Source organism: Flavobacterium erigeronis (genome assembly GCF_054075165.1).
The window spans coordinates 149,530-162,291 of the sequence record NZ_JBSKGP010000010.1; the positions used below are offsets into that span (position 1 = coordinate 149,530).

General features: G+C 35.5%; 10 protein-coding genes and 1 riboswitch. Of the genes, 8 read left to right on the forward strand and 2 right to left on the reverse strand.

Going from position 1 to position 12,762, the window contains the following annotated elements:
• Nucleotides 1-3: 3 nt before the first annotated feature.
• The 3 genes from ACWA1F_RS19365 to ACWA1F_RS19375 all read left to right on the forward strand — a co-directional run bounded on the left by ACWA1F_RS19365 (nucleotide 4) and on the right by ACWA1F_RS19375 (nucleotide 4,452).
• Complete coding sequence (locus tag ACWA1F_RS19365) at nucleotides 4-1,308, forward strand: serine hydrolase domain-containing protein (protein ID WP_456896081.1); 1,305 nt, start codon at nucleotides 4-6, stop codon at nucleotides 1,306-1,308.
• Between the two features lie 772 nt (nucleotides 1,309-2,080).
• Nucleotides 2,081-3,943 carry a TonB-dependent receptor plug domain-containing protein gene (locus ACWA1F_RS19370; RefSeq protein WP_456896083.1) on the forward strand — a complete coding sequence of 621 codons (1,863 nt, stop codon included), beginning with the start codon at nucleotides 2,081-2,083 and terminating at the stop codon, nucleotides 3,941-3,943.
• A gap of 248 nt (nucleotides 3,944-4,191) precedes the next feature.
• Nucleotides 4,192-4,452 carry a hypothetical protein gene (locus ACWA1F_RS19375; protein WP_306161153.1) on the forward strand — a complete coding sequence of 87 codons (261 nt, stop codon included), beginning with the start codon at nucleotides 4,192-4,194 and terminating at the stop codon, nucleotides 4,450-4,452.
• A 123-nt stretch (nucleotides 4,453-4,575) separates the two neighbouring features.
• Here the strand turns inward: ACWA1F_RS19375 and ACWA1F_RS19380 are convergent, their stop codons facing one another.
• Together ACWA1F_RS19380 and ACWA1F_RS19385 are read right to left on the reverse strand one after the other, a co-directional pair.
• Entirely contained in the window at nucleotides 4,576-5,334 is a 759-nt protein-coding gene (locus ACWA1F_RS19380; protein ID WP_456896086.1) for an SDR family oxidoreductase, read from the reverse strand.
• A 14-nt stretch (nucleotides 5,335-5,348) separates the two neighbouring features.
• Nucleotides 5,349-6,929, reverse strand: coding sequence for an FAD-dependent oxidoreductase (locus ACWA1F_RS19385; RefSeq protein WP_456896088.1), 1,581 nt, complete (start codon nucleotides 6,927-6,929; stop codon nucleotides 5,349-5,351).
• 210 nt (nucleotides 6,930-7,139) lie between these two features.
• Here ACWA1F_RS19385 and ACWA1F_RS19390 point away from each other — a divergent pair, with 210 nt between their 5' ends.
• The 5 genes from ACWA1F_RS19390 to ACWA1F_RS19410 all read left to right on the forward strand — a co-directional run bounded on the left by ACWA1F_RS19390 (nucleotide 7,140) and on the right by ACWA1F_RS19410 (nucleotide 12,649).
• A complete protein-coding gene (locus ACWA1F_RS19390; RefSeq protein ID WP_456896090.1) occupies nucleotides 7,140-7,475 on the forward strand; it encodes a hypothetical protein in 336 nt (111 codons plus the stop codon).
• Nucleotides 7,476-7,578: 103 nt separating this feature from the next.
• Nucleotides 7,579-7,782: a hypothetical protein gene (locus ACWA1F_RS19395; protein ID WP_306161145.1), complete on the forward strand. Its 204-nt coding sequence runs from the start codon at nucleotides 7,579-7,581 to the stop codon at nucleotides 7,780-7,782.
• 216 nt (nucleotides 7,783-7,998) lie between these two features.
• On the forward strand, nucleotides 7,999-10,668 hold the full coding sequence (locus ACWA1F_RS19400; protein ID WP_456896092.1) for a PAS domain-containing sensor histidine kinase: 2,670 nt from the start codon (nucleotides 7,999-8,001) through the stop codon (nucleotides 10,666-10,668).
• Between the two features lie 2 nt (nucleotides 10,669-10,670).
• Complete coding sequence (locus ACWA1F_RS19405; RefSeq protein ID WP_306161141.1) at nucleotides 10,671-11,123, forward strand: response regulator; 453 nt, start codon at nucleotides 10,671-10,673, stop codon at nucleotides 11,121-11,123.
• Nucleotides 11,124-11,318: 195 nt separating this feature from the next.
• A riboswitch (SAM riboswitch) is annotated at nucleotides 11,319-11,419 on the forward strand.
• A 240-nt stretch (nucleotides 11,420-11,659) separates the two neighbouring features.
• On the forward strand, nucleotides 11,660-12,649 hold the full coding sequence (locus ACWA1F_RS19410) for a redoxin domain-containing protein (protein ID WP_456896094.1): 990 nt from the start codon (nucleotides 11,660-11,662) through the stop codon (nucleotides 12,647-12,649).
• Nucleotides 12,650-12,762 lie beyond the last annotated feature (113 nt).

The window sequence follows — 12,762 nt, forward strand, 5'->3', positions numbered from 1 at the left end:
AATATGAAAAATATATCGATCAAGATTGTAATTGTCTGCCTGATTTCTTTTGGAATAAAGGGGTATTCTCAGAAAAGCGCCAAGAGTTCTTTTGATGTAAAACGAAATGAAGTTTACATTGATTCGATGATGACCAATGCGCTTGAAAAAGGATTTTTTCCTGGGGCGCAGACTATAGTGGGAACTAAAGAAGAAAATCTAATTTATAAAAACTACGGTTTTCATGATTATACCAAAAAGCAATTAGTAAAATCAGATGACGTTTTTGACTTGGCTTCGATGTCTAAAGTTTTAGGAGCAACGCTTGTCACAATGCGTTTGGTTGGTGATGGAAAACTAAAGCTTACAGATCAAGTTGGCGAAATTGTTCCGATGTACAAAAACACAGCCATTGCCGATTTGACGCTTTTTGAATTGCTAACGCATACTTCTGGATTAACGCCAAGTATTACTTTTTATCAGGCGTTGCTTTCTACGCCAGATAATTCGCCTTTGCTGAGCAATCAGAAATCAGAGCAATATGTTGAGCCGTTTGATATTATGTTTGTCAATAAAAACATTGTTTACGATTCTAAATATTTGGCTTTTGAACCAAAAGAAAATTGGATTCAGGTTTATAAAAACATGTGGTTGAATCCAGAATTTTATCCGTCGGTTTACAATAGAATTGCAAAGGCAAATACCAATCCGAGAGGAAAATATTTGTATAGTGATTTGAATTTGCTTTTGGTTAAGCAAATGATTGAAACTAAAACAGGAAAGAAATTAGATTACTTCACAAATGAAATTTATACAGAATTAGGCATTTCAAAAATTGGATATAATCCGCTAAAATGGACTTCGATTGATAATGTAATGCCAACTGAAGTGGATAATCTTTTTCGAAAAGATACCATTAAAGGTTATGTTCACGATGAAGCGGCGGCGATTTTTGGCGGCGTTTCTGGAAATGCAGGTTTATTCGCAAACGCCGAATCGATTGCCGTAATCTGCAAAATGCTTCTGAATAACGGAACTTATAAAGGAAAACAAATTTTAAAAGCAAATGCCGTAAAAGAGTTTACAGATTCTCCTTTAGCCAAAAGCGGCATTTATCGAGGTTTAGGTTTTGACAAAAGAAAACCAGACGAGTTTTATAAAAAAGATGATTTTGGACATACGGGTTTCACAGGAACTTTCTTCTTCATGAATCCTGATAACGGAAGGTTTTTAATTATTCTAACCAATCGCGTAAATCCAACCAGAACTAACCGATTAATGTACAAAGACGATTTTACGGCTAAAATTTGGAGACAGATTAATAAATAGTTTTAGCCACAGATTGAAAGGTTTTATTCGCCACGAATTCACGAATTATTTTCCAATCTGGTTGAATAAATTTATGCTATGCGATTATTAGCCACGAATTATACGAATGTATTAGTGTAATTCAGCTTTTTTTTCGAACAGATGAGAAAAAATAATTCGTGAATTCGTGGCTAAAAAAAGAAATCTGCGAAAATCTTTATTCGGTATCTAAATCTGCTTTATCCGCAAAATCTGCGAGAAAAAATGCCACAGATTGAGAGGTTTTAGTCGCCACGAATTCACGAATTATTTTTAAAATCTGTGTGGTATGCCATGCTGAATTACACGAATTATTCCCAATGTATTAGTGCAATTCAGCGTTTTTTTTTCATACAGATAAGAAAAAATAATTCGTGAATTGCTTCGCCTGTTCGCTATCGCTCGGGTCGTGGCTAAAAAAATCTGCGGAAATCTTTATTCGGTTTCTAAATCTGCTATATCTGCAAAATCTGCGAGAAAAAAATAGCCACAGATTGAGAGGTTTTATTCGCCACGAATTCACGAATTATTTTTTCCAATCTGGTTGAATAAATTTATACGATATGATTTTAGCCACGAATTATTCCGAATGTATTAGTGTAATTCAGCATGGTTTATCATAAAGATTTTAAAAATAATTCGTGAATTCGTGGCGAAAAAAAATAATTTCATCCGGACTATCTATAATTATAAAACTGGTATACTTTATTGGTACGGTAGGGAGCTACTTTTGCCAAAAAAATAGCAAACCAAAATGAGAAAAATCTATTTTGCTGTATTTACAGTAATTTGTACCAATTTTTACGCACAGAACAAGCAAGATTCCATTAACCAAATGGATGAAGTTATTATCAATGAAGGTCGTTTTAACACACCAATTTCGAAACAAAACAGAAACGTCTATGTAATTTCTAGCGAAACCATAAAAAAACTGCCAGGAAGAACATTACAAGAAGTATTGCAATATGCCAACGGAGTAGACATTCGCCAAAGAGGGCCTTTTGGAACTCAAGCAGATATTAGTGTTGATGGCGGAAGTTTTGAGCAGACTGTTGTTTTACTAAACGGAGCAAAAGTAATCGATTCGCAAACGGCACATAATATGCTGAATCTGCCTCTTCCGGTTGAAGCGATTGAAAGAATTGAAGTAGTTCGTGGTCCGGCTGCGAGAATTTACGGAATCAACAGCTTAACGGGAGCCATTAATATCATTACAAAAAAGCCAACCGATTCTGGATTTATGGTAAGCACTTACGCGGGTTCTAATTTCGAAAAAGATACACAAGATACAGGAGATACTTTTTACGGAGCGGGAATTCAGGCAGGAGCAGTTTTAGGAAAAGAAAAACAGCAGCATTTAATTTTTGCTTCACACGATAAAAGCAACGGTTACCGTTACAATACGGCATTCGAAAACAATAAAATTTTCTACCAAGGAAATGTACAGATCAATGATAAGAATGAAATTTTAGGTTCTGCAGGTTACATCAACAACGGATTTGGAGCTAACGGATTTTACGCTGCGCCGGGAGATAGAAATTCTACTGAAATTGTGCAGACTACATTTGCCAATCTGCAGTCGAATCATCAAATTACAGATAGCTGGAAAATTATGCCGAGAGTAACGTATCGTTACAATTATGACGATTACCGTTATTTAGGAAATTCAAATTTAGCAGTTGGAAGAAGCCAGCATTATACGAATTCTATTGCGGGAGAATTGAACTCTACAGTGAAATTGTCTAAAGGCGAAATTGGTTTTGGAGCTGAGTTTAGAAATGAGAATATTCATTCTTCAAACATTGGAGATCACGATCGCGAAAATGTTGGTCTTTATGCCGAATACAGAACAAGTTTTACCGAAAAACTAGATGTAAATATCGGAACATATTTAAACTACAATTCTGATTATAAATGGCAAATTTATCCAGGAATTGATGCGAGTTACGCGATTACGGATGCTTTTAAAATTATTGGAAATGTGGGAACAAGCCAAAGAATTCCGTCATTCACCGATTTGTATTTGAAGCAAACAGGAAACATTGGAAACGCAGATTTAGATTCAGAAAATGCTTTTCAGAGCGAGATCGGATTTAAATACAACAAAAGAGCTTTGAGTTTTAATGCTAATTATTTCTACAGAAAAATTGACAATTATATCGACTGGATGCGTAATCTTACGACACAGCCGTGGCAAAGTCAGAACACTGGAGATTTGAATACCAACGGAATCAATTTGCGTGGAACTTATAGATTTGATTTTTCTAAAGATTCTAGATTGAATATTCTTTTAGGCTACACGTATTTAGATTCTGAATTCAAAACCATGCGTACAGAAACGTATTCAAAATATGCTATTTCATCCTTAAAACATCAAATTACCAACACGATAGATTATCAGTTTAAAAACTTATCGGTAATGTTTGCTACTCGTTTTAACGAAAGAATTACAGGACCGTCTTATTGGGTAAATGATTTTAGAGTAAGTCAGACAATAAATAAATTTACTGTTTTCTTAGACGGACAAAATATATTTAATGCAACTTATTATGAAGTTGGAGCAGTACCATTGCCTTCTAGATGGTTTACTTTGGGAGTAAAACTGGTTACTTTTTAAAAATACTTTTATTTAGGATTAGATTGTTATAAAAGCCTGTAAACTTTGCGTTTGCAGGCTTTTTTTGCTTCAGTTTGATTTCAAATTATCGACCAAAAAAGAATGAAATCAAAAATCATATAAACTTTCTCCAAAATAATGTAACAATTTCTTGGCTTAATTTGCTGAATTTTACCAATCTATGAAAACGAAGTAATAATCATACTTTCAGTTTCTTCAGTTTCTGATGGTATAAAAACGAATTAAAAATGGATACAAGAAATGAACCAAACGATTTATTCCAAGATGGAATCGATCGTACGCAAGAATCAAATTGGGATCCTATTTTGGGTTATCAGATGTATTTTCCAAGTGAAGAAAATAAAGATGATCAGCTGAGTGAAAGAAATAATCCTATTCAACAGCCTAATACTGGAGATTGGGGAGATGATGCCGATTATGAAGAACTTAGGCATAAAGATAATTTGCACAGAGACATTGCAGAAAATGATGCCACAAAAATAGATTAAGAAAGAGAGCAGTATTACTACTGCTCTTTTTTTTGTTGCAAAAAATCAAAACAAAAACACCTGCACAGTAAATTGCACAGGTGTTTTCAAATTAAAAAAATGAAAAAAGTGAGGGTTTTATTTTTAAATAATTTGCAAATGAGGTCTTACTTGCATACTAACTATATCGCAACGTTTCGGCTGTGCCAAACAGAACAAAACGCTCATTGCGATATCTTTTGCTTCAAGCATTTCCATATCTTTTATTTTTTCTTTTTGTTCTTCTTTTGAATCTGGTTGCATATCGCTCATTACCGCTCCCGGTTCTACATGCGAAACTTTAATTCCCAACGGATTAATTTCTTTTCGAAGTGCCGTGCTAAATCCTCTAATCGCGGTTTTGGTTGCGACATAGATAACGCCTGTTTTTTCTTGTACTTCGGCACTCATAGAACCAATATTGACAATATGTCCCGATTTCTGTTCTTTCATTCGATTGACAGCTTCTTTCGCGAAAGCGATATATCCAAGAATATTAGTTTCTAAAATATATTTCCAGTCATCATATTCGCCTTCAATAATTCCTCTGGCAGGAAGAGCAGCATTATTAATTAAAATATCGATGCCGCCAAGAACTTTATCGACCCTGTCCCAAATTCGTTCAATATCTTCTTTTTGGGTAATGTCTGCTGTTTCTCCATAGATTTCTCCTTTCGATGATTTCTCTTTAATATCATCCATCGCTTTGTAAAAGTCGTTTTCGTCCCTTCCAAAAATAAACACACGGCCACCAAGAGAAACAAGCAAATCTGCAATTGCTTTACCAATTCCTGTTGTACCGCCAGTGATCACAATTCGTTTGTGGCAGATAGTATCTTTAAAGTAATTCGACAAGATTTCCATATTGTATATTTTTATTATTTTATTTTAAGATCTTTTAAGTTGCTTTCGGCGGGACCATTAATTACCGTTCCGTCAGAAGAAAATCTCGAGCCGTGGCAAGGACAGTCAAAAGATTTTTCGTCAGAATTCCATTGTACCACACAGCCTAAGTGCGGACAAACCGCTGAAAAAGCATGTAAGGTTTTGTCATAATCTCGGTACACCGCAATTTTTCGCAAGCCGACAGAAAGAATCCCGCCGTCCCCAGCTTCTAAGTCGGCCGTATTGTTAAGGTCAGATGCCGTAATCCAGTCCAGATATTGCGAAGCCATATTTCCAGCTTCTTTCAAATAATCGCCCATAGCTTTAAAAGTTATTCGCGACGGACTGTACAAATCCTGCCATTTGTTTTCAATTCCCTGAATCATATCTGTAATAATTATGGCTCCAATTGTGGCATGCGTCATTCCGTTTCCAGAATCTCCTGTAATCACAAACACATTTTTGTCTCCAGGATTTCTGCCAAGAAAACCTAAAGAATCAAAAGGTTCCATAACTTGTCCCGACCATTTATAACTGATTTCGTCTAAAAGCGGAAAATATTTTTTAGCCCAGATTTCCAAAAGTTCGTAGCGCGAAAATTCAGAAACTCCTTCTTCATCGGCTTGTCCGGTTTTGTGGTCTTCTCCGCCAACAATCAGTAAATCATATTCATCATCAAAACTTTGCAAGCGTACATAATGATACGGCTGCGCGACCCATTTCGATTCTGGATCTCCAGTATCCCACCATAAAGCATGTGGGAGACTGCCTTTCGGAATTTTTCCTGCAATCACATATGTTCTGTAAGCGTGCTGTTTGGTATGCATGGTCAGGACATCATTAATAGGCGTATTGGTTGCCACAACAATATATTGAGCAGAAAAATTATAGCCATTTACAGTTGCACCTTTATCGTCTATATTTTCTGCGTGAGCTTCGGTATAAATAGTTCCGCCCAAATCTATTACCGCTTTAGAAAGGGCTTTTAAATAATGCAAAACATGAAACTGCGCCTGATTTTTGAATGCTAAACATCTTTGATCCTGAGCTTCTGCCAAAGAAGGAGTATGATTTAAAAGAACCGTTTCCAGTCCTGCGTTTTGAGTAGCTTCAAATTCTTTATCTAGATTTTTTTCCTTATCATTTGGGTGAAGAAACAAATAGCCATTTACGCGTTCAAAGTCGCAATCTATATTTAATTCAGTAACTATTTTTTCAATTTCGTCAATAGCAGCGGTATGGCTTTCCGCAGCAAGTCTTGCATTTTCTTTTCCAAAAGTGCTTTGAAGGTAGTAATATCGATCGTCTAACGCACAAGTCAGATGCGCTGTAGTTCGTCCAGTTTCTCCGCTGCCAATGAAACCGTCTTCAGCCAAAACCACTTTTTTTCCTGCTTTCAAAAGTTTATAAGCAGTTGTAAGTCCAGCAATACCGCCTCCAATAATCAAAACTTCCGTTTTAACATCTTGAGTTGGTTTTTCAAAGGCAATTATATCGGTAGAATCAATCCAGAAAGAAACATTATCGCCAGATGAGATACTGCCTTCATTTATATTTTGATTTAGATTTTCCATTATTATTTTTTTTAAGGCGCTAAAACATTTATATCAAAGCTACTAAGTAAAAATAGGAGATGGCTTACAGCATTATTTCTAAAATTTTATAGGATTTCCAGTATGATTTTATATAACAATAAAAAGAAATGGTATAAACGTAACCGATTTATAAATAGTTACTTAGCTTTTACGAAATCAAACAAGTTTAAAAATCGAAAAGCAATTATTATGAAAGCAATTCAGCAAACGACAATTATGATTCTGATTATCTTCAGCGGATTATTAATTTCTTGTAAAAACAATAAAGATGGCTATAGTGATGAAATAGATACCGTTATTTCGCCTCTTGACAGTGCAAAAAGTACAACAGACAGCATAAAAACGGAAGAACATATTTCTACCAATATCGAAACGACACAAAAAAATGGTTCTGAGAGTACGGCTGGTACAGGAAGCGGACCTGGAGAAAGTTCGCAAGACGGCTCGACTTATACCAGCGCTGCTGGACTGCAAAAAGATAGTTTGAGACCCCAAAGAGATACCGTAAAAAGTAAAAAGAAGTAATTCATTATATAAGAAGTTTTTAAAATTGTGTAAAAATCACATTTGTAAAAACGGTTATTTTTATACTTATTAAATTAAAAAATATTCATTTAAAAATATAATTATGAAAACGCAGATTTTAACTAGAGCCGCTTTCTTGGTTCTTCTGACAGGATTAGTATTTTCTTGCAAGAAAAACGAAAGCGCAACAATAGATTCATACGAAAATGATACTATTCAAAATACGATTGACACAGTGGGACCAGAAGTTGATACGATCAATATGGATACCACAACGACCGTTAAAGCCGATTCTATCAAGCAATAACGATTCGTAATAAAAACAAGTAAAAGCTGAATCTTCATGATTCGGCTTTTTTTGATTTTTTAATTCAAATACAAAGAATTTATAGATGATTAAATTCACTTTAACAAATCTTTAAAGTAATTGCCTTTTTCTCTATATTTGAGAAAGAATTTAACAAATTTATATGCCTTTGGTATCCAGAAACAACATTAGAAAGTATTCTTACTCAGTACGATAATGGAGCTAATAAATAATTTAGACCTTTTTCAGACCGTTTTTAATTCTGCACCAAATGGTATTGCAGTGCTAAAATCTTTGCACAATAGCAAAAATAAAATTCAAGATTTTTCGATACTGTTATTGAATTCTTACTTTGTCAACTGGATCAAAAATGAAGATTATAAAGGAAAAAGATTCAGTCATATTTTCTCCAAAATAGAAGGCAATATTCTTGAAAAGCTTATTGAAACTGCAGAAACTGGAATTGCCGCCAATTTCGAACAATCGTACCAAGGCGAGACCGCAAAATTCTGTCTCAAATTTACCGCTGTCAAACAAGATGATTTGTTAGTAGTGACAATGGAAGATATCACCGAAAAGAAAGAGGCAGAAAGGGCTTTGACTAATGCATTGGCTGACGCAGAGAAACAGAAAAGACTTTATAATTCCATTATATATGCGACTCCCGATTTGGTTTACGTATTTGATCTTGACTATAAGTTCACGTACGCAAACAAAGCCTTATTGAATATGTGGGGGAAATCGGCAGAGGATGCCATCGGCCGCGGACTAAGAGAAAACGGCTATGAAGAATGGCATGCCGAAATGCATGAACGAGAGATAGATACTGTAGTGGCAGAAAAAAGAGCCGTGAGAGGAACGGTTTCTTTTCCGCATGCTGAATTGGGAAGAAGAATTTACGATTATATTTTAGTTCCGGTATTTAATGATAAAGGGGAGGTTGAGGTGGTTGCCGGAACGACTCGAGATATTACAGAAAGCAAGCAAGCTGAAGAAAAATTGCAGCAAAGCGAGAATCGTTTCAGAAAAATGATTCATCAGACTCCTGCACCAACTTTAGTGCTTAAAGGTGACGATCTTGTTATTGAGCAGATTAATAAGCACATGCTGCAAATGATTGGCCGCGGAGAAGAAATTATCGGCATGCGATTGATCGATGTCTTGCCAGAACTCGAAGGTCAATATGTGTGGGAACAGGTTCTAAAGGTTTATAACGAAGGAATTCCTTTTGACCAAAGCGAAGTTCTCGTGCCGCACAATCGTACAGGAGAACTCAAAAACTATTATTATAATTTGGCTTATCGTCCATTAATTGAAGATGGAGAGATAACCGGAATGATTCAAGTGGCGGTTGAGGTTACGGAGCAGGTTGTAGCGCGCCACAAAATGGAAGAAAGCGAAAGCCGTTTTAGAGCTTTAGTCAATGCCTCATCCGATTTGGTTTACCGTATGGACGCCGACTGGATGATTATGCACAGTCTCGAAGGAGGAGGAAGACTTTCTGGCGCTGGCGGACACGGCATTAACTGGCTGGATAAGTTTGTGCATCCAAGTGATTTGGAACAGGCTGTTCATCTTATTTCTAAATCTATTGTAGAGAAAAGCATTTTTGAAATGGAACACAAAGTCATCAATGAAGATGATTCTGTCAGCTGGGTTTTCTCGAGAGTAGTGCCAATATTAGACGATAAGGAAAAAATTATAGAGTGGTTTGGCGCTGCAAGTGATATTACTTCGCAAAAAGAACTTCAAAATGTAATCGCAGAAAGCGAGGAAAAATTTAGACAGCTTGCAGATCTGGTTCCGCAAATTATCTGGACAGCTCAGCCAGACGGACTTACAGATTATTACAACAACCGCTGGTACGAATATACTGGTTTTAAACAAGATGAATTTGGCGATTCGAGCTGGGTTCCAAAACTGCATCCAGACGATGTTTCTCAGGTTTTGAAAACTTGGTACCAAAGTGTTCATGCCGGCACTCCGTATCAAATAGAATTTCGTTTAAAAAATGGAAGCACAGGCGAGTATCGCTGGTTTTTGAGTAAAGCGCTTCCGATTAGAGATAAAGAGGGAATAATTACGAATTGGTTTGGTACGTGTACCGATATCCATGAGCAAAAATCTATTACCGAAAAATTAGAAATTTTGGTAGCAGACCGCACCAAAGAATTGCAAAGATCGAATGATGATTTACAGCAGTTTGCGCACGTTGCTTCGCACGATTTAAAAGAACCTGTCCGAAAAATAAAAACTTTTGTAAGCCGTCTAGAAGATCACTTAGAAGGGAAACTAGACGAATCGGCATCCAAATATATTGAGAGAGTTCACGTTGCGGCTGACCGTATGTTTAATATGATTGATGGCGTGCTGGCGTATTCTAAAATCAATGCCGATTCGCAAAAAGCAACAATGGTCGATTTAAATGAAGTCATTAAAAATATAGAAACCGATCTCGAAATTGCACTTCAAAAAACAGGCGGTAAAATTTATTATGAAGAACTTCCAGTTTTGGAAGGAGCTTTGGTATTATTGTATCAGCTTTTCTATAATCTGATTAACAATTCCATTAAATTTGCTAGAGAAAATACGCCTTCGCAAATTACGGTTACAGCGACTGAAAAGACGGAAGACGGCAACAGAATTGCAATAATTACTGTAGAAGATAACGGAATTGGTTTTGACCTCGATCAGACTGGACGTATTTTTGAAACTTTTACCCGCCTAAATTCTAAAGACCGTTACGAAGGAACTGGCTTAGGTTTATCGCTGTGTAAAAAAATAGCAGAACGTCATGGAGGAAATATTACCGCAACAGGAATTGCCAATAAAGGAGCTGTTTTTATTGTTACATTGCCATTTGAACAAAAAGAAAAAGACATTTAATTATGAGTAAAAAGATAATTTTATTAGCTGATGATGACAGAGACGATACAGAAATGTTTTGTGAAGCTCTGGCTGATATCGATGAAAATATTATTTGTCATTGTGCTGAAAATGGTGATAAAGCACTAAAAATGCTTAAAAACGAAGATAAAATTCCAGGTGTTGTTTTTCTAGATTTAAATATGCCCATTCTAAATGGCTGGGAATGTTTGAAAGAATTAAAAGCAGATGAGCGCTATAAAGAAATCCCTGTAATTATGATTTCTACTTCTTCGCATAAAAATGATATGGACACAGCAGCAAATCTTGGCGCTGTCTGTTATTTTGTAAAGCCAAATAATTTTAACGATTTAAAACAAGTGCTTCAATTTATTACTTCTAATCTCGAAAAAGGATTAAAAGAAGCGCTTCCAACTCTCGAAAAAAATAAATACTTGCATGTTTTTTCTTTTTAAATGAGTAAAACGTCTGAATTTCTTTTATAAAAAAGGGATCATAACAAAAAATAACTTTGTTTTAATTTGTTGTTTTTCAGTTGCTAAAGTATGCTGAAAGAGTTTTTAAATAAATTTTACAAAAAAACACAATTTAAACTATACTAGTTCGGTAGAATTAATATATATTTGTAATGCAGAAAATTTATATAATGATACTTATCCAGAAAGACTGAGGGAATAGGCCCATTGATGTCTTAGCAACCTGTTGCCGAATAAGGTGCTAAATCCTTCCGCTGTGTGCGGGCAGATAAGAAAGATTTCTCCGTAAATCTGTTTAAGATCATAATGTTAATCTTTAATTTTTTTTAAATGAAAGCAGAATCCATTTTGTACGCGAGTTACGAGCTTTTGAATTTAATTTTCGAAGAAAACAGCTTTGCCTTTTTCTGAATGAGAAAATTCTAGTTCCACGAGATTCTTTCTTTAATCATATCGCTAATGGCTTTTGTCATTGGCCTGAAATTCTTTTGTCTAATCTAAAAACTAAAAATAAAATGAAAAAAATACTATTAGGTTTTGCTTTGCTTCTGGGTGCTTTTCAAACTCAAGCGCAGGGAAATAATTTACAGTTAAAAGGAACTGTTGTCGATACTTTGGCGCAATATGTCTACTTGCAGAAGTTTCACAATAAAATGTTTACGACAATTGATTCGGCAAAAGTAAAAGACGGAAATTTTAGTTTTAAAACTAAAGTAAAAACCCCAGAATTATACGGTTTAAGCGTCAATACCGAAAGTTCGCCATTGTATATTTTTCTAGAAAAAGACCCAATTACAGTAAAATTAAATCCGAAGAAATATTATACCGCTTCAGTTGTTGCAGGTTCGGCCTCTCAAGACTTGTTCGAAACTTATAAAAAAACGAAAGATGTCGAAATCAGCAAATTCATAACAGAACATCCAAAATCTATAGTTTCGGCTTATGTGCTGTACAGAAACTGGTCGTACAGATTAACGCCAGAACAGATTACGCAAAATATTGCTTTATTAGATAAAAGTCTTCAAAATACCACTTACGTGAAAGAATTAAAAGAACTGGTTACCGTTTTAGACGGATTAGCGGTCGGTAAAAAAGCCCCTGATTTTACAGCCAATGATCCTGAAGGAAAACCAGTTCGCCTTTATGAAAACTTAAAAGGCTACACTTTGGTCGATTTTTGGGCTTCTTGGTGTGGACCATGCAGAAAAGAGAATCCGAATATTGTAGCGGCTTACAAAGAATTTCACGACAAAGGATTCAATATTGTGGCAATCTCTTTAGATAAAAAGAAAGAAAATTGGATTAAAGGAATTAAAGACGACAATCTAACTTGGACACACGTTTCGGATTTGCTTTTCTGGAACAGTGCCGTTGCCAAATTATACGGAGTAAGAGCCATTCCGGGAAATTATTTAATCGATTCTAAAGGAATAATCGTTGCCAAAAACCTGCACGGAGAAGAATTGCAAACTACGTTAAAAACACTTTTAGAGAATAAAATTTAAGACCCAATCTTGTCATTCCTGAGGAACGAGGAATCACACTAGAGAATCCATATAGAAAGTCGCTAATCTTTGTCGAGTTGCGTGTGAGATTCCTCGTTCCTCAGGAATGACAA

Excerpts from the sequence above, each read along its gene's own strand:
- ACWA1F_RS19410 (WP_456896094.1), top strand. The coding sequence starts at position 11,660 with ATGAAAAAAATACTATTAGGTTTTGCTTTGCTTCTGGGTGCTTTTCAA.
- ACWA1F_RS19380 (WP_456896086.1), bottom strand. The coding sequence starts at position 5,334 with ATGGAAATCTTGTCGAATTACTTTAAAGATACTATCTGCCACAAACGA.
- ACWA1F_RS19400 (WP_456896092.1), top strand. The coding sequence starts at position 7,999 with ATGGAGCTAATAAATAATTTAGACCTTTTTCAGACCGTTTTTAATTCT.
- ACWA1F_RS19375 (WP_306161153.1), top strand. The coding sequence starts at position 4,192 with ATGGATACAAGAAATGAACCAAACGATTTATTCCAAGATGGAATCGAT.
- ACWA1F_RS19385 (WP_456896088.1), bottom strand. The coding sequence starts at position 6,929 with ATGGAAAATCTAAATCAAAATATAAATGAAGGCAGTATCTCATCTGGC.
- ACWA1F_RS19365 (WP_456896081.1), top strand. The coding sequence starts at position 4 with ATGAAAAATATATCGATCAAGATTGTAATTGTCTGCCTGATTTCTTTT.
- ACWA1F_RS19390 (WP_456896090.1), top strand. The coding sequence starts at position 7,140 with ATGAAAGCAATTCAGCAAACGACAATTATGATTCTGATTATCTTCAGC.
- ACWA1F_RS19405 (WP_306161141.1), top strand. The coding sequence starts at position 10,671 with ATGAGTAAAAAGATAATTTTATTAGCTGATGATGACAGAGACGATACA.
- ACWA1F_RS19395 (WP_306161145.1), top strand. The coding sequence starts at position 7,579 with ATGAAAACGCAGATTTTAACTAGAGCCGCTTTCTTGGTTCTTCTGACA.
- ACWA1F_RS19370 (WP_456896083.1), top strand. The coding sequence starts at position 2,081 with ATGAGAAAAATCTATTTTGCTGTATTTACAGTAATTTGTACCAATTTT.